24 protein-coding genes and 1 pseudogene are annotated in these 22,475 nt (G+C 65.2%); 11 read left to right on the top strand and 14 right to left on the bottom strand.

Going from position 1 to position 22,475, the window contains the following annotated elements:
* Positions 1-9: 9 nt before the first annotated feature.
* From QTI05_RS13360 to ureC, 4 genes are read left to right on the top strand one after another with little or no spacing between them, the layout of a single operon-like run.
* On the top strand, positions 10-312 hold the full coding sequence (locus tag QTI05_RS13360) for an urease subunit gamma (protein ID WP_286539156.1): 303 nt from the start codon (positions 10-12) through the stop codon (positions 310-312).
* Positions 313-347: 35 nt separating this feature from the next.
* Positions 348-956 carry a HupE/UreJ family protein gene (locus tag QTI05_RS13355; RefSeq protein WP_286621708.1) on the top strand — a complete coding sequence of 203 codons (609 nt, stop codon included), beginning with the start codon at positions 348-350 and terminating at the stop codon, positions 954-956.
* Between the two features lie 2 nt (positions 957-958).
* On the top strand, positions 959-1,264 hold the full coding sequence (locus QTI05_RS13350) for an urease subunit beta (protein ID WP_286539158.1): 306 nt from the start codon (positions 959-961) through the stop codon (positions 1,262-1,264).
* Positions 1,265-2,983: an urease subunit alpha gene (gene ureC / locus QTI05_RS13345; protein ID WP_286621705.1), complete on the top strand. Its 1,719-nt coding sequence runs from the start codon at positions 1,265-1,267 to the stop codon at positions 2,981-2,983.
* 40 nt (positions 2,984-3,023) lie between these two features.
* On the opposite strand, the gene QTI05_RS13340 is transcribed toward ureC, so the two are convergent.
* Both QTI05_RS13340 and QTI05_RS13335 read right to left on the bottom strand, forming a co-directional pair.
* Positions 3,024-3,425: a type II toxin-antitoxin system death-on-curing family toxin gene (locus QTI05_RS13340; protein ID WP_286621704.1), complete on the bottom strand. Its 402-nt coding sequence runs from the start codon at positions 3,423-3,425 to the stop codon at positions 3,024-3,026.
* Positions 3,422-3,646, bottom strand: coding sequence for an AbrB/MazE/SpoVT family DNA-binding domain-containing protein (locus QTI05_RS13335; protein ID WP_286621682.1), 225 nt, complete (start codon positions 3,644-3,646; stop codon positions 3,422-3,424). The genes QTI05_RS13340 and QTI05_RS13335 overlap by 4 nt, the downstream gene beginning before the upstream one ends.
* Positions 3,647-3,713: 67 nt before the next feature.
* Between QTI05_RS13335 and ureE the strand changes: the two genes are divergently transcribed.
* Genes ureE through ureG form a run of 3 tightly spaced genes read left to right on the top strand, consistent with a single transcriptional unit; the run spans position 3,714 to position 5,670 of the window.
* Positions 3,714-4,316: an urease accessory protein UreE gene (gene ureE, locus QTI05_RS13330; RefSeq protein ID WP_286621680.1), complete on the top strand. Its 603-nt coding sequence runs from the start codon at positions 3,714-3,716 to the stop codon at positions 4,314-4,316.
* Between the two features lie 6 nt (positions 4,317-4,322).
* Positions 4,323-5,012, top strand: coding sequence for an urease accessory protein UreF (locus QTI05_RS13325; protein ID WP_286621677.1), 690 nt, complete (start codon positions 4,323-4,325; stop codon positions 5,010-5,012).
* Positions 5,013-5,019: 7 nt separating this feature from the next.
* On the top strand, positions 5,020-5,670 hold the full coding sequence (gene ureG / locus QTI05_RS13320) for an urease accessory protein UreG (RefSeq protein WP_286539163.1): 651 nt from the start codon (positions 5,020-5,022) through the stop codon (positions 5,668-5,670).
* Between the two features lie 27 nt (positions 5,671-5,697).
* On the opposite strand, the gene QTI05_RS13315 is transcribed toward ureG, so the two are convergent.
* From QTI05_RS13315 to QTI05_RS13305, 3 genes are read right to left on the bottom strand one after another with little or no spacing between them, the layout of a single operon-like run.
* Entirely contained in the window at positions 5,698-6,693 is a 996-nt protein-coding gene (locus tag QTI05_RS13315; protein WP_286621675.1) for an aldo/keto reductase, read from the bottom strand.
* 30 nt (positions 6,694-6,723) lie between these two features.
* Positions 6,724-7,767, bottom strand: a complete 1,044-nt coding sequence (locus tag QTI05_RS13310; protein ID WP_286621673.1) for an alpha/beta hydrolase — start codon at positions 7,765-7,767, stop codon at positions 6,724-6,726.
* Positions 7,764-8,753 carry an aldo/keto reductase gene (locus tag QTI05_RS13305; protein WP_286621671.1) on the bottom strand — a complete coding sequence of 330 codons (990 nt, stop codon included), beginning with the start codon at positions 8,751-8,753 and terminating at the stop codon, positions 7,764-7,766. The genes QTI05_RS13310 and QTI05_RS13305 overlap by 4 nt, the downstream gene beginning before the upstream one ends.
* Before the next feature lie 102 nt (positions 8,754-8,855).
* Here QTI05_RS13305 and QTI05_RS13300 point away from each other — a divergent pair, with 102 nt between their 5' ends.
* Entirely contained in the window at positions 8,856-9,755 is a 900-nt protein-coding gene (locus QTI05_RS13300; protein WP_286621669.1) for a LysR family transcriptional regulator, read from the top strand.
* A 22-nt stretch (positions 9,756-9,777) separates the two neighbouring features.
* Complete coding sequence (locus tag QTI05_RS13295) at positions 9,778-10,707, top strand: dienelactone hydrolase family protein (RefSeq protein ID WP_286621668.1); 930 nt, start codon at positions 9,778-9,780, stop codon at positions 10,705-10,707.
* Between the two features lie 25 nt (positions 10,708-10,732).
* Here QTI05_RS13295 and QTI05_RS13290 read toward each other — a convergent pair whose 3' ends face one another.
* From QTI05_RS13290 to QTI05_RS13255, 8 genes are all read right to left on the bottom strand, one after another.
* A complete protein-coding gene (locus tag QTI05_RS13290) occupies positions 10,733-11,896 on the bottom strand; it encodes an FAD-dependent monooxygenase (RefSeq protein ID WP_286539172.1) in 1,164 nt (387 codons plus the stop codon).
* Positions 11,893-13,425, bottom strand: a complete 1,533-nt coding sequence (locus QTI05_RS13285) for an MFS transporter (RefSeq protein ID WP_286621665.1) — start codon at positions 13,423-13,425, stop codon at positions 11,893-11,895. The genes QTI05_RS13290 and QTI05_RS13285 overlap by 4 nt, the downstream gene beginning before the upstream one ends.
* Positions 13,422-14,645 carry an HlyD family secretion protein gene (locus tag QTI05_RS13280; RefSeq protein ID WP_286621663.1) on the bottom strand — a complete coding sequence of 408 codons (1,224 nt, stop codon included), beginning with the start codon at positions 14,643-14,645 and terminating at the stop codon, positions 13,422-13,424. Before QTI05_RS13280 ends, QTI05_RS13285 begins: the two co-directional genes overlap by 4 nt.
* A gap of 13 nt (positions 14,646-14,658) precedes the next feature.
* Positions 14,659-16,182 carry an efflux transporter outer membrane subunit gene (locus tag QTI05_RS13275; protein ID WP_286621660.1) on the bottom strand — a complete coding sequence of 508 codons (1,524 nt, stop codon included), beginning with the start codon at positions 16,180-16,182 and terminating at the stop codon, positions 14,659-14,661.
* Positions 16,175-16,693 carry a Dps family protein gene (locus tag QTI05_RS13270; RefSeq protein ID WP_286621658.1) on the bottom strand — a complete coding sequence of 173 codons (519 nt, stop codon included), beginning with the start codon at positions 16,691-16,693 and terminating at the stop codon, positions 16,175-16,177. Before QTI05_RS13270 ends, QTI05_RS13275 begins: the two co-directional genes overlap by 8 nt.
* Before the next feature lie 175 nt (positions 16,694-16,868).
* Positions 16,869-17,474, bottom strand: coding sequence for an isochorismatase family protein (locus QTI05_RS13265; RefSeq protein ID WP_286539181.1), 606 nt, complete (start codon positions 17,472-17,474; stop codon positions 16,869-16,871).
* Positions 17,475-17,528: 54 nt separating this feature from the next.
* A complete protein-coding gene (locus QTI05_RS13260) occupies positions 17,529-18,353 on the bottom strand; it encodes a pirin family protein (protein ID WP_286621656.1) in 825 nt (274 codons plus the stop codon).
* 11 nt (positions 18,354-18,364) lie between these two features.
* Entirely contained in the window at positions 18,365-19,435 is a 1,071-nt protein-coding gene (locus QTI05_RS13255) for an alkene reductase (protein ID WP_286621654.1), read from the bottom strand.
* A gap of 107 nt (positions 19,436-19,542) precedes the next feature.
* Between QTI05_RS13255 and QTI05_RS13250 the strand changes: the two genes are divergently transcribed.
* The gene (locus tag QTI05_RS13250; protein ID WP_286621652.1) at positions 19,543-20,415 is read left to right on the top strand and encodes a LysR family transcriptional regulator; all 873 of its coding nucleotides are present in this window, start codon (positions 19,543-19,545) and stop codon (positions 20,413-20,415) included.
* Positions 20,416-20,746: 331 nt separating this feature from the next.
* On the opposite strand, the gene QTI05_RS13245 is transcribed toward QTI05_RS13250, so the two are convergent.
* Positions 20,747-21,718, bottom strand: coding sequence for a LysR substrate-binding domain-containing protein (locus QTI05_RS13245; protein ID WP_286539185.1), 972 nt, complete (start codon positions 21,716-21,718; stop codon positions 20,747-20,749).
* Positions 21,719-21,797: 79 nt separating this feature from the next.
* Between QTI05_RS13245 and QTI05_RS13240 the strand changes: the two are divergent.
* Positions 21,798-22,419 (top strand): annotated as a pseudogene (locus QTI05_RS13240) (gamma-glutamyltransferase); the annotation flags it as partial.
* Positions 22,420-22,475 lie beyond the last annotated feature (56 nt).

Below are 22,475 nucleotides of genomic sequence, written 5' to 3'. Positions count from 1 at the left end.
ATCCGCCTCATGGAACTGACTCCGCGCGAAAAAGACAAGTTGCTGATCTTCACGGCGGCGCTGCTGGCCGAGCGCCGCCAGGCCCGCGGCCTCAAGCTCAACTACCCCGAAGCGGTGGCGCTGATCTCGGCCGCCGTGATGGAAGGGGCGCGCGATGGCAAGAGCGTGGCCGAACTCATGAGCGCCGGGCGCAGCGTGCTGACCCGAGCCGACGTGATGGACGGCATTGCCGAGATGATCCCGGACATCCAGATCGAGGCCACCTTCCCCGACGGCACCAAGCTCGTCACCGTGCACCAGCCCATAGTATGAAAACCACCCCCCATCACGTTCCGGAGAGTTTCAAGATGCGCGCTCGACGAATTGCCCATGCGACCCTGATCGCGGCTGCTGCCGCCTTGCCGCTGGCGGCGTCGGCCCACGTCGGGGTCGACGGAGCAGCCCATCATTCGGCCGGTTTCATGCAGGGCTTTCTGCACCCGTTCACCGGCCTCGACCACTTGGCCGCGATGGTCGGCGTGGGCTTGTGGAGTGCGCTGGCGGCCCGTGGCGCGCGCGACCTGTTCTGGGCGCCGCTCGGCTTTGCCGCGATGCTGCTGGCCGGCGCGCTGCTCGGCCTCGCGGGCGCGCGGGTGCCGGCAGTGGAGCCGATGATCGCGGCGTCGCTGCTGGTGATCGGCCTGCTCGTGGCCACGCGGCTGCGGCTGCCGGGGCCGGTCGCGGCTGCGGTGGTCGGCGCCTTTGCGGTGTTCCACGGCGTGGCGCATGGGTACGAACTCTCGGGCGCGAGCGGTGCCGCCGCTGCGGTGGCCGGCATGGTGCTCGCCACCGCGCTGCTGCACCTGGCCGGCATCGCGATCGGCTGGACGCTGCGCCGGCGCAGCACGCTGCTGCCGCGCGTGGCCGGCGGTGCCGTCGCACTGTTCGGCGTCGCGCTGCTCACGCAGGTGGTCTGACGATGATCCCGGGCGAACTGATCACCGACGAGGGTGAGCACACGCTCAACCCTGGCCGCCGCACCGTCACGCTGGTGGTGCAGAACACGGCCGACCGGCCGATCCAGGTCGGCTCGCACTACCACTTTGCCGAAACCAACGGCGCGCTCGGCTTCGACCGCGACGCGGCACGCGGCATGCGCCTGAACATCGCATCGGGCACGGCGGTGCGCTTCGAGCCGGGCCAGCAGCGCACGGTGGAACTGTGCGATTTCGCGGGCGACCGCATCGTCTACGGCTTTCGCGGCCTTATCCAGGGGAAGCTGTAAATGGCCACCATCGGACGGCGTGCCTACGCCGAGATCTTCGGGCCCACGGTGGGCGACCGCGTGCGGCTGGCCGACACCGACCTCGTGATCGAGGTCGAGGCCGACTACACCCTGCGTGCCGGCGGCTATGGCGAGGAAGTGAAGTTCGGCGGCGGCAAGACGATCCGCGACGGCATGGCGCAAAGCCAGCGCACGCGCGCCGACGGTGCGGTCGACACGGTCATGACCAACGCGCTGATCCTCGACCACTGGGGCATCGTCAAGGCCGACATCGGCCTGAAAGGCGGACGCATCGTCGCAATCGGCAAGGCCGGCAACCCCGACGTGCAGCCGGGCGTCGACATCGTGATCGGCCCGGGCACCGAGATCATCAGCTGCGAAGGCAACATCGTCACCGCCGGCGGCATCGACAGCCACATCCATTTCATCTGCCCGCAGCAGATCGAGGAGGCGCTGTCTTCCGGCGTCACCACCATGCTCGGCGGCGGCACCGGCCCGGCCACCGGCACCTTCGCAACCACCGCCACGCCGGGCCCCTGGCACATCGAGCGCATGCTGCAGGCGGCCGATGCGTTCCCGATGAACCTCGGCTTTCTGGGCAAGGGCAATGCCAGCCTGCCGGCCGCGCTGCACGAGCAGATCGATGCGGGCGTGATCGGCCTCAAGCTGCACGAAGACTGGGGCACCACGCCCTCGGCGATCAGCAACTGCCTCGACGTGGCCGACCTGACCGACACGCAGGTCGCGATCCACTCCGACACGCTGAACGAATCGGGCTTTGTCGAGAACACCATCGCCGCCGTGAAGGGCCGTGGGATCTGCGCGTTCCACACCGAAGGCGCGGGCGGCGGCCATGCGCCCGACATCCTGCGCGTGGTGGGAGAGGACAACTTCCTGCCCTCCTCCACCAACCCGACGATGCCCTACACCGTGAACACGCTCGACGAGCATGTCGACATGCTGATGGTGTGCCACCACCTCGATGCCGGCATTGCCGAAGACCTGGCCTTCGCCGAGTCGCGCATCCGCAAGGAAACGATCGCGGCCGAAGACATCCTGCACGACCTGGGCGCCATCAGCATGATGAGCAGCGACAGCCAGGCCATGGGCCGTGTCGGCGAGGTCATCATCCGCACCTGGCAGACGGCTCACAAGATGAAATCGCAGCGCGGCAAGCTGCCGGAAGACGGCCCGCGCCACGACAACTTCCGCGCCAAGCGCTACATCGCCAAGTACACGATCAACCCCGCCCTCTCGCACGGCATCGCGCACGAGGTCGGCAGCATCGAGGTCGGCAAGTGGGCCGACCTGGTGGTGTGGAAGCCGGCCTTCTTCGGCGTGAAGCCCTTCACCATCCTCAAGGGCGGCACCATCGCGATGGCGGCCATGGGCGATCCGAATGCGTCGATTCCGACGCCGCAGCCGGTGCACTACCGGCAGATGTTCGGCGCCTATGGCGGCTCGCTGGCGCGCAGCTCGCTCACCTTCGTCTCGCAGGCCGGCCTGGCCGCAGGCGTGGGCCAGCGCTATGGCCTGGCCAAGACCCTGAGCGCGGTGAAGAACATCCGCGGCGTGCGCAAGCAGCACATGATCCACAACGGCCATGTGCCGAAGATGGAGATCGATGCGCAAACCTATGCGGTGCACGCCGACGGCATCCTGCTGACCTGCGAGCCGGCGACCTCGCAGCCGTTGACGCAGCGGTACTTTTTGTTTTGACGAAGGCAATCCTGCAGGTCGCCGAGCACGGGTGTGCCGTCTACACGCGCGCTTGCAGATGACTCCTGATCCAGTTCGCAAGCACGGCCTCTTCCAGATTGCCGGCTGCAAGGTCAAGAACCGTCACTACGCATTCGACGTCGGTTGCCGTCAATTCGTGGCCGTTCAGCCAGAGGAACAACTCCAGCGCCACGAACGCCGTGCGCTTGTTCCCATCGACAAAAGGATGGTTGCGAGCGATGCCGAAACCATAGGCGGCGGCAAGATCTGCGACATCGGGTTCGCCATAGTTCGCCAACTGTTGCGGGCGCGCGAGTGCAGAAACCAGCAGATTCGGGTCGCGCACGCCCGTGGGGCCACCGTGCTCCGCAAGCTGTTCATCGTGCGTGGCCCGAACGACTGCCGGATCGAGCCAGACCCATCGCTGGTTGGCAGAACTCACTTGGCCAGCTCACGCAACACGTTGCGTCGCTTCTTCATCACACGCCGCGCGGCGCTCATCTGGGTTTCGAAGTCGGCGCTATAGGGCGTCAGCGTGTAGCCTTCAGGCGACTCGATCGCAAACAGCGTGTCCCCCTTCTCCACCTTCATGCGTGAAAGCATCTCCTTGGGAAGAATGACGCCGACCGAGTTGCCGATTTGCGTGAGTTTGAGAGCAGACATCAACGCCCCTTGAGTTATAACGATTGTTATTATTATCGGCCCCGCACACCCCTCGATCAAGCCTGCCATGCTCACCGCCAACAAACTCATGCCCCAGGGCCGCGGCCTTGCGCCCGTGCTGCTCAAGCGCGCCGCCACGCTCGAACTCGACTGGGACGTTCGCCAGAAAAGCCGCTTCGACGCGACCGATTCCCAGGGCCGCCAGATCGGCGTGTTCCTGGCGCGCGGCACTGCCGTGCGCGGCGGTGATGTGCTGGTGGCCGAAGACGGCTCGCTGGTGCGCGTCATCGCGGCGCCGCAGCCGGTGCTGGTAATCACGCACTGCACCGCGCACGGCACGCCGTTCGACCTGACGCGTGCGGCCTATCACCTGGGCAACCGGCATGTGCCGATCGAACTGAAGCCCGACCACCTGAAGATCGAGCCCGACCATGTGCTGGCCGCGATGCTGCGCTCGATGCACCTGATCGTGCGCGAGGCCGAGGAAGCCTTCGAGCCCGAGGGCGGCGCCTATGGCGCACACGGCGCCGGACATGACCACGGGCATGCGCACGGCGGCGGCGCAACGGCGCCCGTCGGCCCGGTGCTGCACCCCGACGCGTATGCCCAGCCGCACGACCATGATCACGATCACGGCCATGACCACCACGGCCACAGCCATTCGCACTGACCGACGATGCCTGACCCTGCCGGTGCCCTGCCCGCGGCCAGCCTGCTGCAGCTGATCTGGCTCGCCTCGCCGGCGCTGCCGATCGGCGGTTTCTCGTATTCCGAAGGGCTCGAGGCCGGCGTCGAATGGGCCGGCCTCGCCACCGAGGCGCAGGCCGCCGACTGGATCGCCGATCAGTTGCACCTGAGCCTGGCGCGCGGCGACCTGCCGGTGGTCGCGCAGTCGATCGCGGCCTGGCGCGACGGCGACGCGGAGCGCATCCGCACGCTCAACGCCTGGGTGCTGCAGACGCGCGAATCGGCCGAATTCCTGCTCCAGACCGAGCAGATGGGCCGCTCCTTTGTCGAATGGCTCAAGCTGCACCATGCCGACGTGGCGCCGTCTTTCGATGGCCTCCCGGTGACCTACCCCGTGGCCTTCGCTTTCGCCGCGAGCCGCACGCAGGCGAGCCTGCGCGACGGCTGCCTGGCCTTCGCTTTCGGCTGGGCCGAGAACATGGTCGGCGCGGCCGTCAAATCGGTGCCGCTGGGCCAGAGTGCGGGTCAGCGCATGCTGGGCCGGCTGGCCGAAGAAATTCCCGCAGCGGTCGATCGGGCGGTCACACTGTCCGACGACGAGCGCCAGGCTTTTTCGCCCATGCTTGCCGTGTATTCGGCCCGACACGAAACCCAATATTCCCGCTTGTTCCGAAGCTGACCACACCATGTCCTCCGCCCTGCACCACATCGCCAACCGCACCAAGAAACTGCCGCCGCTGCGCGTGGGCATCGGCGGGCCGGTCGGCTCCGGCAAGACCACGCTGCTCGAGATGCTCTGCAAGGCGATGCGCGACAAGTACGACCTGATCGCCATCACCAACGACATCTACACCAAGGAAGACCAGCGCCTGCTGACCGTCGCCGGCGCGCTGCCGGCCGAACGCATCATGGGCGTGGAAACCGGTGGCTGCCCGCACACCGCGATCCGCGAAGACGCATCGATCAACCTCGAGGCGATCGACCGCATGCTGGCCGACTTTCCCGACGCGGACGTGGTGTTCGTCGAATCCGGCGGCGACAACCTGGCCGCCACCTTCAGCCCCGAACTGAGCGACCTCACGATCTACGTGATCGACGTGGCGGCCGGCGAGAAGATCCCGCGCAAGGGCGGCCCCGGCATCACCAAGAGCGACCTGTTCGTCATCAACAAGACCGACCTGGCGCCCTACGTCGGCGCCGACCTGAACGTGATGGAAGCCGACACCAAGCGCATGCGCAAGCAGCGCCCCTACGTGATGACCAACCTCAAGACCCACACCGGCCTGGCCGAAGTGGTCGCGTTCATCGAAGAGCGCGGGATGCTGCTGGACGCCTGAACCGGCTCAGTACAGCGGGCCCGTTGTTCAGCCGCCCGTCATCCGCAGCACGGCCTCGGGCAGTCGCGCGCCCTGCACTGTCAGCTTCGATGCAGCATCGTCGATCACCCGCAGGTCATCGGCAGTGAGCGCGATCGCCGCTGCACCCAGGTTCTCGTCGAGCCGATGAAGCTTGGTCGTGCCAGGGATTGGCACGATCCACGGCCGCTGCGCCAGCAGCCACGCGAGGGCGATCTGCGCGGGGGTCGCGTTCTTGCGTTGCGCCACGTCTCTCAGCAGATCGACCAGCGCCAGGTTGGCCTTCAACGCATCGGGTGCCAGACGGGGAACGCGCGATCGGAAATCGGAGCTGTCGAACCGCGTGTTCTCGTCCATCTTGCCGGTGAGGAAGCCCGCGCCCAGCGGGCTGAAGGGCACGAAGCCGATGCCGAGCGCTTCGAGCGTCGGCAGGATCTCCGTCTCCGGCCCCCTGTAGAACAGGGAGTATTCGCTCTGCACCGCCGTCACGGGCTGAACAGCATGGGCGCGGCGGATCGTCGCGGCGGCGGGCTCGGAAAGGCCGAAGTGCCTGACCTTGCCTTGCGCTATCAGATCCTTGACCGCACCCGCCACGTCTTCGATGGGCACGGCCGGATCGACACGGTGCTGGTAGAAAAGATCGATCGCATCGACCCGTAGGCGCTTGAGCGAGGCCTCCGCGACCGCCTTGATGTGCTCCGGCCGGCTGTCGAGGCCGCCGCGGCGCTGCGCCGTCTCGCGGTCGAGGTCGAAGCCGAACTTGGTGGCGATTGCCACCTGGCCCTTGAAGGGCGCGAGCGCTTCGCCCACCAGCTCTTCGTTGACGAACGGGCCGTAGACCTCGGCCGTGTCGAACAGGGTGACGCCGCGCTCCACGGCCGTGCGGATCAGGGCAACCATCTCCTGCTTGTCTGCGGGCGGGCCGTAGTTCGCGCTCATTCCCATGCAGCCCAGTCCGAGCGCCGAGACTTCCAGGTTGCTGTTTCCGAGCTTGCGCTTTTGCATTGCAGTTCTCTCCTTGAATGGTTCGGCGGACTAGTCCAGTTGCTTCGTCTTCAGGAAGTCCGAGAGCAGGTCTGCGATCTCGAGGCTGTTCAGATCGGAGAACGGGAAGTGGGTGTTGCCGCGAATGCCGCGCTCCGGCAGGTGCACGAGCGTGACGTCGCCGCCCCGGCGGTTCACCGCGTCCCGCCACAGCCTGGCCATTGCCAGCCTGACGCGCCACGAATCCTCGCTGGGGTTCGCGGTCGGCTTCTCGGGAATGTTGTCGCCGTAGAAGACGATGATCGGGATGCGCGTGAGCTTCATGAACTCGGCGACCGGTACGCCGACCGCCTCCAGCAAAGCGCCGCCGGAACTCGCCATCGGCGCGGGCACTTCGTCCTGCGGAAAGACGAAGCCGCTGCCCGGCTCATAGGCCACGATGGCGCGCACGTCGGGCGCCTTCATCGCGGTCACCCAGCCGGGGCCGCCCGCTTGCGAGTGCGTGACCAGAACGCCCGGGCCGATTTTCTTGAACAGGGCGGCCGTTGCATTCGACGTCACCTCGACGTCGAACGGGCCCGTGTTCGGCGTCATCTGGCGAAAGTACTGGTTCAGCGCTTCCGTGTCGCGCGAGAACTGCACCCCGGGAAAGAAGTCGGGCCACACGCCGAGCCGGAACTGGTTGAACCACTGCGGCTCGTCAGGGGCCGGCGTGATCGTGAGCGGCACGGTGCTGCGTCCGGCCTTGCCGCGGCGCGGTTGATCGATCAGGTAAACCGGAAAGCGCCGGCGCAGGAAGACGCTCTGGAAGCCCTCGCGGCCGTCCGGCGTGGTTTCCCAGGTCCTCGAGGATTGCCCGGCGCCATGCCAGAACACCAGAGGCAGCGGGCGAGCGCTGGCCGGCACCTGGAAGAACACGTAGGCATGGTCACCGTGATAGGTCGGCCCTTCGGCGCCCGGCTTCAAGGGATCAGGAGCGCTGATGACAGTGCCGCCGACCGCGAAGCTGCCTTGCGCTTCAATGGTCAACGGTGCAGCAGCAGCGCACAACTGCGCGGCAAGCGCAGCAAGCAGGATGAGAAGAGTCTTGGTCACCGGTCGATGAAGCTCATGTGCGCCTCGGACAGGCGCGGCTGCCGGATCGGCGCATGAACCAGCGCGGCGTCGAGTTCGCGCAGGTCTTCGGCGCTCAGTTCGACATTCGCGGCACCGAGGTTTTCATCCAGTCGCGCGATGCTGCGCGTGCCCGGGATGGGCACGATCCACGGCTTCTTCGCCAGCAGCCAGGCCAGGGCGATCTGTGCCAAGGTCGCGCCCTTGCGGTCGGCCACCTTCGAGACCAGCGCCAGCAAAGGCCGGTTGGCCTTGAGCTCTTCGGGCGCGAAACGCGGGAAGGTGCTGCGCAGGTCGGCTTCACCGAACGTGGCGTCGTCGCCGAGTTTGCCGGTCAGGTAGCCCTGGCCCAGCGGGCTCCAGGGCACGAAGCCGATGCCCAGCTCTTCCACCGTCTGCAGGATGCCGTTCTCGGGGTCGCGCGTCCACAGGGAGTATTCGGTCTGCAGGACGCTCACACGTTGCACCGCATGCGCGCGGCGGATGGTCGTGGGGCTGGCCTCGCACAGGCCGAAGTGCTTCACCTTGCCCTGGCTCACGAGATCTTTCACCGCGCCGGCGACGTCCTCGATCGGCACGTTGGGGTCGACACGGTGTTGATAGAACAGGTCGATGGTGTCGACCCTGAGCCGCTTCAGCGAGGCTTCGGCGACCTTGCGGATCTGTTCGGGGCGGCTGTTCAGCCCGACGATCTGGTTGTCCTGGATGTCGAAGCCGAACTTGCTCGCGACGACGATGCCGGCGCGAAATGGCGCGATGGCTTCGCCCACCAGTTCTTCATTGATGTAGGGGCCATAGGCCTCGGCCGTGTCGAAGAGCGTCACGCCGCGATCGTGGGCGGCGCGGATCACGGCGATCTGTTCCTGGCGGCTCAGGGTTGTCGGGCCATAGCCGAAGCTCATGCCCATGCAGCCGAATCCCAACTCCGAAACGGTGAGGCCGCTGCGGCCCAGTTGACGCGTTTTCATCGGTTGTCTTCCTTGTCGTAGGCGAAAAAAGGAAGTCTAGGCAGCCCTCCATTGAATGACTAGACTGCTGGATCGACATGAAGTTATTAGTCAGGCTAATCAATGGCGCGTTTTGACGACCTCGCGGCCTTTGCGGCCGTCGTGCGTGCGGGCAGCTTCACGCGCGCAGCCGCCCAGCTGGGCGTATCGCAATCCGCGCTCAGCCAGACCGTCCGGGCGCTGGAACGCAGGCTCGACCTGAAGCTGCTGAACCGAACCACGCGCAGCGTGTCGCCCACCGAGGCCGGCGAGCGGCTGTACCAGACCGTGGGGCCGCGCTTCGCGGACATCGAAGAAGAACTCGCCGCACTGGGCGAGATGCGCGGCAGGCCGGCCGGCACGGTGCGCATCACGGCGACCGAGCATGCCGTCAAGACGCATGTGTGGCCAAGGCTGCAGCCCTGGTTGCCGAAGTATCCGGACATCAAACTCGAGATCAGCAGCGACAACCGCTTCACCGACATCGTGGCCGAGCGCTTCGACATCGGCGTGCGCCTGGGTGCCGACGTGGCCAAGGACATGATCGCAGTGCGCATGGCGCCGGACATGCAAACGGTCGTGGTCGGCAGCCCCGACTACTTCGCGCGCCATCCGCAACCTCGCACGCCGCAGGATCTCGGCGAACACGACTGCATCGGCCGGCGTTTGCCGACGCACAGCGGGCTGATGAACTGGGAGTTCAGGCACGGGGGCAAGAACGTGAATGTGCAGGTGTCGGGGCGGCTCGCCTTCAACAACAGCGAACTGATCGTCGCGGCGGCGCTGGCCGGGCACGGGCTGGCCTGGGTTCCCAACGATCTCGTCCGCGAACACGTGGCGGCTGGACACCTGGTGTCCGTGCTGGATGACTGGGCGGTGACATTCCCCGGGTACCACCTGTACTACGCCAGCCGCCGTGCCTCACCCGCTTTGGCATTGGTAGTGGACGCGTTGCGGTACCAAGATGCTCCAGTTGGCGCCTGATGATTCAAAGGAGTGCTCATAGATGACCATGCTTCCTGACTTCACCCGATCCTTGCTCGTGTCCGTCGCGCTCTCGGTGACGCTCCTGGTCGCCGGATGCTCAACCGGCGTGACGACCCCCTCGGCCGCCGCTGGCCAGCTCGTGCATTTCACCTCCCTGGACGGCTCGGCCACACAGCTCGACGGCTACCTGTTTCGCGCGAAATCGAACGGCCAGGATCGCCAGCCGGCCATCGTGTTCCTGCACGGGTGTGGCGGCCTGCTTGGGCGCACGGGCGCAATCAATGCGCGCGAGCTTGACTGGGCGGCACGCCTGAACGACATCGGCATCACGGTATTGATGGTGGACAGCTTCGGGCCACGCCACCACGGCGAAATGTGCGCACCGGCTCACTTCGACCCAGGCATCAATCGCGCGAGGCCCCATGACGCTTACGCCGCACTCGAGTTCTTGCAGAAGCAGGCGTATGTCCAGCCCAACCGCATCGGTGTGATCGGCTGGTCGCAGGGCGGTGGTGCGGTGCTGAACACGATCCGCGCCGACAGTCGCGGCCGCCCCGCAGCGCTACCGGCCGGCGACTTTCGCGCGGCTGCAGCCTTTTATCCAGGGAGTTGCTCGACGGCGCAACAAGGCACGGAGTGGCGCAGCGCGATCCCATTGCTGGTGCTGATTGGGGAAAAGGACGTCTGGACACCCCTGGCGCCTTGCCGCGCGCTGATGGATTCACGCTCGCCAACGACGCAAGTGACGATGCGCGCTTACCCAGGGGCCTATCACGACTTCGACTGGCCCAACATGCGAATCCACGAAATGCCTGCATTCCGCACGCGCGCCGGGGTTGTGCCCATCGCGGGCACCGATGAGGCAGCACGGGCGGACGCGCTGCGACTGGTGGTTGGCTATTTTGCGAAGGCGCTGCAAGCCGACGATCAGCCGAATGCCCCTCGCTGACGGAACAGGTTTTCAGCGGTGGGCTTCACGCCAACCGCCGATCTGCTGCATAGCGAAGATAGTCTGCGCTGATCCGCTTTGAATGGGCGACCAGCCCGCGAACGAAGGGCAATCGCGCTGACTCGTAGCGGGCCAGAGCGGTGGAGACGGGTTCGTCCGCGCGCCGGTCTGCCAGCATTTGGGCCAGCACCGCCGCGTCCTCCACCCCGGTTGCGAAGCCGCGGCCTGTCATGGGTGAAACGACGTGGGCAGCGTCACCCACGATCGCCAGTGCGCCACGTGCCAGACGCTCCGGTTGATATTCGGCGATTGGGGCACCGCTCAGTGCATCCGTCGAGCGCACCCCGACGGCCACCGCCTCCGCCCATGTCTGCGGCCAGAGCTGTGGGATGAGTGCAACCAGTTCTGCGCGGACATCTTCATCAATCGTCCCGCGTCCGAGCGTTCCCACGATGTAGCCATCCGCCGTCAGGCGGTTGGTGCGACGGAGCAACTCCTCCCGGTGCACATCGAACCATGCGAATGTGACCTGGCGCCGTCCGATTTCCACCGACCCGTCGCGGCCGGGAAGCACCGCGGCAACCAAGCGATATCCGTCAACAAACTCTATCCATAGTCCGCCGTTCGACGGCCAGGGAACGGGACGCATCAGCGTCTGTTCGTCGATCAGCCCCCGCCACACGACGTAGCCGGCATAGCGCGCAAGCGGAGCCTCCGGCGCAATCGTCCGGCGAACAATGCTGTTGTATCCGTCCGCGCCGATGACCGCATCGGCAACCCTTTGCGTTCCGTCCGCAAAGGAGAGTTGCGCCTGATCGCCAAGGTCGGTGACTGATGTGACGGCCTTGCCTTCCTCGAAGGTTATGCCCGATGTCCCGGCAGCCCGGTCATGCAGCCAGGAGTACAGCGCCGGCCAGGTCGTCAAATCACGATACGCGGGCACGACGGGCAGGATCGGGTGCGCACGCGGATCGTGCCCCACAGTCGCTGCAAGCGCGGCAAGATCGATGCTCAGGCTGTCGCCACCGTGCACGCGCCGGGCAGAACGCTCGACAACATGAACGGGCACGCCCCTTGTTGCACAGGCGAGCGCCAGCGTGAGGCCGGCGAGGGACGCGCCGACAACAACGATCTGCGGGAGGCGCTCCTGCGAAGAGACGCCGCCGGAAGGAAAGGAATCCTTCCTCACCGGAAGACCCGCTGCACCACGGAAACCACCAGCGCGAGCGCCGCGACCCAGATCACGATCCAGAAGTATTCGATACCCGCCATCAGCGAAGCCTGCTGGCTGATCTGCTGCGCTTGCACGGCCAGCGCCATTTGAGAGGCTTGGCCGGGCTCGTGCGACAACGAGAAGAACTGGCTCAGCTGTTGCAGTTGTTGTGAAAAGATCGGGTCGTGAGCGGTCAGCCGAACGTTCAGCGAGCCGTACTGGACGGTGCTTCTCCATTGCATGAACACGGTTGCGACACTGGTGCCCATCGCCATGGCAATCTGACCCAGCATGTTCTTGACCTGCTGTGCATGGGCGAAGAGCGCGTCTTCGCCGCCAACATCGCGGAAGGTCTGCATCGCGGTCGTCGCCAGTACCAGCATGACAAAGCATCCATTCAAGGCCAGCGCCGGAAGGATGTGCCGCCACATGTCCGCAATCGGCGCGAGCGAGGACAGCAGCCAGCCAAAGGCCGCGAGCGACAGGAATCCCGCAACGAAGAACTTCTTGGGCGCCGGGTATTTGGGCAGCAGCCGAAGCATCACCAGCCAGGTCAGCAATGAAGCAACAAGCCCCATGGACTGGAATCTGCCGATGGTCTCCCAGGAGTAGCCCAGGCCCGCCTGGAGGAGCAAAGGCAGGATGTAGCTGTTGGCGCCCAGGATCACGTAGCTGAACGAGAACAGGGCCACGCCCGCCATGTACCGGGCGGTCATGAGCTGCCGGATTTTCAGCAGGGGCCGCTCATGGCTGTGCTCGACGTGGAAGTACGCGTAGAGGGAAAACGCAGCCAGCGCTGCGAACACCAACATGATGCTGGTGTCGCTGTAGAAGTCGTAGTACGAGCGTTGCAGGACGTAGAGAACGAAGAACGATGCGAACGCCAGGAGAAGCACGCGCGCGGGGCTGGTCGTTGTGCGCTCGTGCTCGGGGTACGGATCCTTGGGAAGAAACCTCAGGGAGAGCGCGGCGGCAACCACCGAGCCGGCAATGAGAACCCAGAAGATCGCCTGCCAGGTGTCGTGGGTGACTGCGATGGACGAAATCAGCGGTGCAGCGGCCGTGCCGCCGGCCAGGCCCACGGCGAAGACCTTGATCCCGACGAACCGGGCCGGACCGGGCGGAATGAGATTGACCATGATCCGCGACGTCGTCATGAACGATGCACCGCCCAATGCCATGACCATCCGTCCCGTGGCGAATGTGCTCAGGTCGTGGCTCATGCTGCAAAGTAGCGCGCCCGCAATGTAGACGCCGATCGAGCCGATCATGTAGCTGCGCCACCCCAGCCGTTCGGTCAGCCAGCGCTGCTTGGCGATCACGACCACCGCAACGCAGGCGTAGAGCGCGGCCACGAGGCTGTACTCCTCGGGGCTGGCATCGATCTCGCCGCGGATCGGAACAGAGGCAAATGCGAGCATGCCGGTCTGCAGGAATTCGAGACCGCACAGCAGGCACACCGTCGTCAGCAGCGCGCCATGTTTTCTGTACACAGGCAGGCTCATTGTTTTTCCGAGGCCAGCGTCTGTCCTTCGTTGGCCCGAATGACCGACTCCACGACGGCGTCGGCATCTCTCAATTCGTGGTCATAGACCTGGGTCTTGTAGACGAAGTTCGGCGCGACATTCTTGCGGATCACTTCCCCGCCGTGGTCGCTCGTATTCACCGAAGCGCGCATCGACAGCCCGATGCGCAGCGGTTTTTGCGCAACCTCCTTGGGATCCAGGGCGATCCTGATCGGCACGCGCTGCGTGACCTTGATCCAGTTCCCCGTCGCGTTCTGGGCAGGCAGCAGTGCAAAGGCGCTGCCGGTTCCGGCATCCAAGCCCAGGATCTTGCCGTGGTAGATCACGTTGCGGCCATAGACGTCGGCCGTCAACTCGGCAGGTTGTCCGATGCGAAGATGCTCGAGCTGCGACTCCTTGAAGTTGGCATTGACCCACAGCTCGTCCAGCGGGACCACGGACATCAGTGCCACACCCGGATTGATGCGCTGGCCCAGCTGCACGCTGCGCTTGGCGATGGTGCCGTCCACGGGCGAAAGAATGGACGTGCGCGTGCGTGCGATGTACGCATCGCGCAAGTTGGTGGCGGCAGTCAGCACATCGGGATGCGTTCTGAGGCTGGTGCCTTCGACCATGGCGCGTCGCTGTGCAAGCGACTGGGTCACGGCAGCCAATGCGGCCTCGGCATTCTTCAGCACATCTTCCGCGTGGCTGACCTCTTCGCGGGAGACAGCGCCGCTGGAGGCAAGCTTGGAGCGACGTGCCAGGTCGGCCCTGGTCTTGAGCACATCGTTCTGCCGCTGCGCCACTTCGGCCCGCAACTGTTGAACCTGCGAATACTGCGTTCTTGCCACCCGGGTGGCCTTGGCCAGCTCTGTCTTCGCGCGCTCGAACCGGACTTCCTGGTCGACGGGATTCAGCGTGACGAGCAACGTACCCGCCTTCACGTGGTCGGTGTTGTCCGCCGCAAAGGCCGTCACTGTGCCACCGATCTGGGAAGTCACTTGCACGACATTGCCATCCACGTAGGCATCCTCGGTGCGCTCGATGTTGAGCCGCAGGCCGTACCACGCGATCCCTGCGACCAGGAGGAGGATCAGGGCAATTGCCCACGTCAGCCGGCCGCGCATCCTGAACCGCGATGGCATCGTTTCCTCGCCGGTTTCCCCCGCCGCATTGGATGGAGGCTGCCCCTGATCGGGACGGGCACTTTGATTCATTTGCGCGGGCTCCTTATTCATGGATGCCCTTGCCGGGCAGATCGGGTACATAGCCACCGCCCAGCGCGCGACTGAGATTGGCCTGCAGAGCAAGGCCGCGCGATTGCAGCTGGACAAGCTGGCGCTGCTGGGCAAGCGCATCCGTTAGCGTGGAGAGCACCTGGATGTAGGTGGCCAGCCCTGCGGCGTAGCGCTTGTTGACCAGCTCCGCTGCTTCGCTCGAAGTCTTCACGGCGTCTTGCTGCTGATCGATTCGTTCGCGCAACCAGCGAATGGAGGAAAGCTGATCGGAGATATCGCGCAGCGCATTGACCAATGCCTGGTTGTAGTCTTCCACCGCGATGTCGTAGGCGGCGTTCTGCGAGGCCAGGTTGGCGCGCAGCCGCCCGCCTTCGAAGATGGGCAGGCTGATGGCCGGCCCCACGCCCAGGATGCGGTTGCCGCTTTCCGTGAATGCGGCGAATCCCAGGCTTTGGAGGCCCACGAAAGCAGACAGGTTGACGTTCGGATAGAAGCGCGCCTTGGCACCTTCGATCTCGTGGCTCGCAGCCTCCACGCGCCAGCGCTGGGCAACGACATCGGGGCGGTGGCCGAGAAGCTCTGCCGGCAAGACACTGGGAATGGTCACCATGTCGGGGCGCTGGAGCCGGGGCGTCGCAACCGTGCGTCCCCGGTCCGGCCCTTTGCCGAGCAAAGCCGCAAGCCTGTTTCGGCTCAGTTCAATGGATTCACCCAATGCGGCAATCCTGGCGCGAGTGGCGGGAATGGATGCCTGTGCCTGCTTGATGTCGATCTGGGAGTCGAGCTCGGCCTCGAAGCGCCGGCGCGTGAGCGAAAGAATCTGCTCCTGCTGACTGAGCATCCTTTGTTCGATCGCGAGCTGTTCGCAGCCTTGCTGCAGTTCGATGTAGACCTGAACGATGGCGGAGGACAGCATGAGCTCGGTTGCGTGGCGATCGACTTCCATCGCCTTCCGACGACCCAATGCCGCCTCGACGGCAGCCCGGTTCTTCCCCCAGAAATCCAGCTCGTAGCCAACGTTGAGCGTGCCCTGGTTGACCGTCTGCCAGGTGCCGGCGGCCGGGGACGGCGTGATGCCATGCTCGCTGAACCTCTGGCGTGTACTGGCCAGATTGGCGTCGACATGGGGCATCAGTTGTGCCTGGGCCAGACCTTGCAGCGCTTCAGCCTGGCGGACACGTGCGGCGGCGCCGCGCAGGCCCGGGCTTTCGGCCAGAGCTTCTTCCACCAGCAGATTCAACTGGTCGTCGCCGAATGTCTCCCACCACTTTTGCTGCGGCCAGTGGGCGTCGGAAACCGTGATGCCGCTCAACGCGTCCTTTGCCGCCAGGGCGGCAGGGTCGCCAAGGACCGACGACGGTTTGAGATTCCCGAATGAGCATCCGGCCAGCATCATGGCGCCGACCAGGGCAGCCACCACCAGAGGCAAGCCATGCGATGGGCGACGGATGTCGCGCGTGGGAGCGGCACGAACCCTGTGCCTTGCGGCTTGTGTGAATTCAGCGGGCTCAGGCATGTCGACTGGTTTCGAACAGGAACCACACTCGGTTCTCGGCCTCGTCGATCCAGTTTTCCAGCACGCTGGCGGTCGCCACGTCACCGTGCTCTTCGCACAGTTCATGGGTCGCGCGCATGTAGGCAGCCAGCTGAAGGTTGTCTTCACGCAGCTCGGCCAACATGTCGTCCGGCGTGACGTAGTCGGCGTCGTTGTCAAGCAGGCGTTGCAGACGCTTGGCGTGCCCCAGGGAACGCATGGTGGTGCCGCCAAGCTTGCGTACGCGCTCGGCGATGGGATCCACCGTCGCATAGATCTGGTTTGCCTGCTCGTCCAGCAGCAGGTGGTAGTCGCGGAAGTACGGTCCGGACATATGCCAATGGAAATTCTTGGTCTTCAGATACAGCGCCAGGATGTCGGCGAGCAATGCGTTGAGTTCGCCGGAGAGGTCGCGAACAGCATCCGCACCCAGGGGCGAGGGGGTGTTCAGAGCCTTTGTTCGGCGTGCCTTGATATTGCTTTCGTTAGTCATCGCAGTTCTACTCCAAGGGTTTGAGGGCCTTCGAAAGTTTCAGATCGCGGTGAAACCTCGGGGATGCCGCCAGCTTCTGTGTGATTCATTCACAGAGCCGGCGGTATTGCTTTGCTCATGACGGCAGTGCACCCATCAGCACTTCCTGCACGATGCGGCCGTCTTCAGGCGTGGCTCAAACGATGCCGGCGCCAAGGGCCGGGAACACATCGCTGAACAGCAAGCCGATCAGCTGCTGCCCGGCGGGCGTGGACCAGTCCTGCGCGATTTCCGCCATCAGCGTATTGGTGGCGGTGAGCACCACGCCCGCATCGTGCATGCGCTGGCGGGAGAACTCTTCGGACAGATCGCTGGGCGAGCCCGACGCATCCATCACCGCCTGCACGGCAAAGCCTTCGAGCGCGGCGTCGATCGACGGGAAGATCAGGCACACGTCGGTGGTGACGCCCGCCATGATCAGGTTCTTGCGGCCGGTGGCGAGCACGGCCTTGCGGAAGTCGGGATAGGCCCATGCGTTGACCACGCCGGGACGCTTGATCCGTGCCGCGTGCGCTTCGGGCAGGATCTCGGCGATCTTCGGAAGGATCGGGCCCTGGGCGTGATCTTCCTGGCTGGACGTGATCACGGTCGGGATGTTGAGGATCTTCGCCATCTTGGCCAGCGCGATCGACTGCTTGGCTGCAAGCTCGGTGTCGATGTTCTTGATCAGTTGCATCGTGCCGACCTGATGGTCGATCAGCAGCAAGGCGGTGTTGTCGGCGGTGAATCGTTCAACCTTCATGAGGGATCTCCTGGGAAGTAAATGGGGCACATGCCCCGGGGGTGTGGCGGCCTGTCAAAGCGTTCCCAGGTCGCCACGGTGATAGGCGGCAGCTGCCGCGTTCAGACTCTTCTGGCTCGCAAAAGCCATGGGGCCGTTCGAAAGCACGGGCTGGCCGAGCGGTTCGCCGATGAACACGGCGACCTTGGCTGCGCCAGACCAGGCGACGAGCTTGTGCGTCATCGCTTCGTTCGCAACAGGAAGGATCGGGACACCGAGGTTGTCGAGGCTGAAGCTCTCGCCATCGACTTCCGCGCTGCCGAAGATCGGCATGACGAAGGCTCGCTGTCCTGCAGTCAGCGGCAGTGCCAGTTCGGCGCCTGCCTCCAACGAGATGTCGAGCAAGGTGACATCGGTGGGTGGCGTCAGCGGGGAGTGCACGCCACCAAAGCTGCCCAGGGGAACACGCACTCGTGCACCGGGGCGTTGAACCACCGGTACGTCCTGCGGGGCCAGGGTCAGCGCGAATGGCGCCGCGTCCTGCCGTTCGCTGGGGAGGTTGACGAAGATCTGCAGCAAGTGCACGGTGCTTCCCCGCACTGCCGGGTTCTCTTCGTGGACCACGCCGCGCCCGGCGGCCGTCCAATGCAGGCCGCCCGGCTGGATCAGCGTGCTGTTGCCCTGCGAATCGCGGTTGGCAATGCCGGTCTCCGAATCGAGGAACAGATAGGTCACCGCGGAGAAGCCGGCGTGCGGATGCGGCGGGAACGTGGGCGCGCTCATCCAGGCGTGGTCGATGCCCAGGAACGGGTCGATCTGCGCGGGGTTGGAGGCATGCAGGCCGTAGGCGCGGAAATGGCTTCCGCGATTGGCGCGATGCATGCGGGCGGTCGTGATCATGGCGGCTCGCCTCAGGCTGCTTCAGCCACGGCCAGCGCCGGATAGTCGGTGTATCCCTTGGCCGTAGGCGGTGCGAAGAAAGTGTTGCGGTCGGCTGCGTTGAGCGCAGCGCCCACACGGAAGCGTTCCGGCAGGTCGGGGTTCGCAAGGAAGGCGCTGCCGAACACCGTTGCATCAGCCTTGCCTTCGCGCAGCACGCCTTCGGCGCTGTCCTGGGTGAGGCCACCGCCGATCAGGTACGCGCCTTCAAAGCGCGGGCGCAGGAGGGCGTGGTAGTCGACCTTCGTACCAAACAGGGCGACATGCAGATAGGCCAGGCCCAGTCCACGCAGCTTGTCGACGAGGTAGGTATAGGTTTGCTGAGGCGCAGCATCCGTGATGCTGTTGTAGTTCATCTCCGGCGAAATCTTGATGCCGACGCGGTCGGCACCGGCCTGCGCCACCATCGCGGCCAGCACTTCCAGCACAAAGCGGGCACGGCCTTCGACCGAACCGCCGTAGGCGTCTTGCCGTTGGTTGCTGCCCGACGAGAGGAACTGTTCGGGCAGGTAGCCGGAGGCAGCGTGCAGCTCCACGCCGTCGAAGCCCGCGTCGATGGCGCGGCGGGTGGCTTGGGCGTAGTCGTCAATGACGCCGGCAATCTCGGCCAGGCTCAGCGCGCGGGGCGTGACGAAGTCGACCTGGCCGGCAGGCGTCCACGCCTGGCCCTCGGGCTTGATGGCCGAGGGAGCGACGGGCGTTGCGCCATCGAGCAGCGAAGGGTGCGAGACCCGGCCGCAGTGCATCAGCTGCATGAAGATACGGCCGCCGCGGGCGTGCACGGCCTCGGTCACCTTTTTCCAGGCCGCAACCTGGGCCTCGGTTTCCATGCCGGGCGTGTGCACGTAGCCCTTGCCCATGGCGGACGGGAACACGCCCTCGGAAATGATCAGGCCGGCGCTGGCGCGCTGGGCGTAGTAGGCAACCGTCAGGTCGCTGGGAACGCCGTCGCCGTCGGCGCGGGAGCGGGTCATCGGGGCCATGACGAGACGGTTCGGCGCCATGTAGCGGCCGATGCGAACGGGAGTGAGCAGTTGGCTCATGTTGAATTCCTTGGGATGTGCGTGCGATGGATGTATCTTTGATTAATCTACGGGAGAGATAAAGACGGTAAAATGGCAAACATTGATCCAAAATTGGCGCAATCAAAGTGGAGCTACTGAATGACATGGCTTTGTTTGTCGAGGTCGCCAGCACGCTGAGCTTTCGCCGTGCGGCCGATGCCACAGGCGTGCCGAACTCGACCCTGTCCAGACGAATCAGTGCCTTGGAGAAGGCTGTTGGCCTGCGTCTCCTGCATCGCACGACGCGCAAGGTCGAGCTGACCGAAGCCGGGCAGCTCTACTACGAGCGCTGCCGGCGCATCGTCGACGAAGCCCGGATCGCCCACGAGCAGTTGGGGGAGATGCTGGCGCAGCCGAGCGGCGTATTGCGCGCGTCGCTGCCCGTGGACTTCGCCATGATCTACATGGCGCCGCTGATCGTGGAATTTGCTCGCCGCTACCCGGGCATCACCTTCGATCTCGATCTCACGCCCCGGCGCGTGGACCTGGTCACCGAGCCGTTCGACGTGGCCATCCGCATGGGCGAGTCAGCGGACTCGAACCTGATTGCGCGGCTGCTTGCCCGCCTTTCGGTGCGGGCCTATGCGTCGCCCCGCTACCTGGAGCTGTCGGGCGAGCCAACGCACCCCACCGACCTGGCGCAGCACGAGTGCCTGGGTTTTCCCAAGGCCGGCAAATGGGCGCTGCACCGAGGTGCCGAGACCGTCGAGGTCGAAGTCGGAGGGCGGTTCCATGTCAACAGCGTCGGCATGTTCCGGCGCCTGTCCACGCTGGACCTGGGCGTGATACTTCTGCCCGTGGAGATCGCCGCCGAGGACCTGGCGGCCGGCCGGCTGCGCCGGATACTGCCCGACTGGGAGGGCAAACCGATACCGGTCTACGCCTTGACCGAAACCCGCTTGTTGCCGGCGAAGACGCAGCGCTTCATCGAGTTCCTGCAGGAGCATCTGGCAAAGTGACCGCGCTGCCGTCCGCCGCGAACTGCTGGACGATGAAATCGCGCAGCCGGCCTGGGCGAACTCGAGACGCGCATCGTCTGACGCGGCACTGATCTGACTCCGAAGCGGCTCTCGACGGAAGCGATCGAAAGACACTCAATGTCGTCACGTCTATCACTCCTAGGACCCCTTGTTTTAATAATTGACGGGGTAGGGTTTTACGTGGGTCACGTCTTGGACGGAAATTACTGCGTTAAGCGGGGCAGTTTTCGGCGGCAATCAACAGCTTGGGCCTTTGTCGATGCATACGACGCCGTAAGCATCGTCACAAAAGAATCTTCACCCCCCTCCTTTAGGATTTCGGTAATTTTGCAGCGGCCTCCCGTATCGCATTAGCCAGCAGTCTCACGGTGGGTTGCTGCGCGATGCTTTGCGCCACGAAGAAGCTGATAGGCGGCAGGTTCCACGACAGTTCGTAGGGCAGGGGCGCACACGACCCGTCGCCGCCGATTTCCGCGGCCACGTCGCGTGCCAGGATCGTGACGGCGTTGGGCTCGCGCCGAAGCACGGCTTCGATGGTCTTCAGCGAAGAGGTCTCGACGATCGGTGCCGGCGGCGCGACGCCTGCGCCCATAAAGATTGCATTGAAGGTCCTGCGCATCGGCGTGTTCGGCGGCGGCATGATCCAGTCCAAGCCGGCCAGTCGCCGCCAGTCGAGCGGCCCCTTCGACAGCCGCGCGCGGCTGCGGGTCGGCACGAGGATGCAGGGCACCTGCTGGTAGATCGCTTCCTGGGTGATGTGGATGTCGGTGTGCGCATGGAGCGACCGGCCGATCACGCAATCGAGTTCGCGCGCGCTGAGCGCCGCCACCAGTTCGTCGGTCGTGCCTTCCTTCGCCATCACGGCCACGCGCGGCGTCTGGCCCAGCAGGTGCGCGAAGCTCGCCAACAGCAGGGCTTCGGGCACGTGCGGTGTCATGCCGATGCGAACGCGGCCGGTCAGCCCGGTGTCGATGGCCGTCAGGATCTTGCTGGTCGATTCCAGGTCCGCCAGCGACAGCAGCGCGTAGTTGAGCGCCGCTTCGCCGGCCGGCGTCGGCACCAGGCCGCGCCGCGTGCGCGTGAACAGCGGCGTCATGAAGATCTCCTCGATCTCCTGAAGGCTCTTGGTGATGGCGGGCTGACTCAGCCGCATCTCGATCGCGACCCGGCTCAGCGTCTGGTTGCGCTGGATCGATTGCAGCAGCGACAGATGACGCAGTTTCAGCCGCGAGAGCAGGGTGTGGCGAAGAAGTTCGGCGCGGTCGTGTCCGATCGGCTGCATGAAGTTAATTAACCCTATGGTTATAGAAATATCAGAATATCGCGAAAAAAGAGAATTCTAGGCTCCTAGACTTCCAGTCATGTTCATGACCCGCCCCGAAATCACAGGTACCTCCGGTGTCGCTTCATCCACCCACTGGCTGGCCTCGCAGGTGGCTATGAGCGTGCTGGAGTGTGGCGGCTGCACCTTCGATGCGACCGCAGCCGGCGGCTTCGAGCTGCAGGTCGTCGAGCCGCACCTCAACGGCCCGGCAGACGAAGTGCCGATCCTCTTCTGGAGCGAGTCCGCGCAGCGCATGGCAGCCGTCAACGCGCAGGGGTGGATGCCGGCGCTGGCGATCCTGGGCGTGCGCGACCTGTTTGTCGGCGAATGGACATCGTGCGCCGACGTCTGGCTCGTGGACGGCCGCGTGCCGGTGCCCGGCTCGCTGTTCCGCTGGCCGGCGCTGGCCGCGACCTACAAGCGCATCGTGGAGACCGCGCGGCGCGAGGCGTCGACGCGCACCGGTGAAATCGAAGCCGCCGCAAGGCTTCGTCGCGCAGCAGATCGATGCGTGCTGCAGGAAGCAGGCGGTGCGCGACAGCAGCGGCGAGCGCCACACCGGCCTGCCGTGCATCAACGACATGGCGGATTGGCGGGTTGCCGTCGACTCGCCACTGACCGCCGACTTCGGCCATTTCACGGTCGCCAAGTGCGGGTTGGCGCCGGACGCATCGTGCTGCGCGCCGCGGCCAACGCCTGCGGCATGCAGGGCTAC

Source organism: Variovorax fucosicus, from assembly GCF_030316825.1.
Classification (GTDB): Bacteria; Pseudomonadota; Gammaproteobacteria; order Burkholderiales; family Burkholderiaceae_C; genus Variovorax; species Variovorax fucosicus.
Note: the sequence above shows the minus strand (reverse complement) of the source record. Positions and strands in the feature narration are given on the sequence as shown.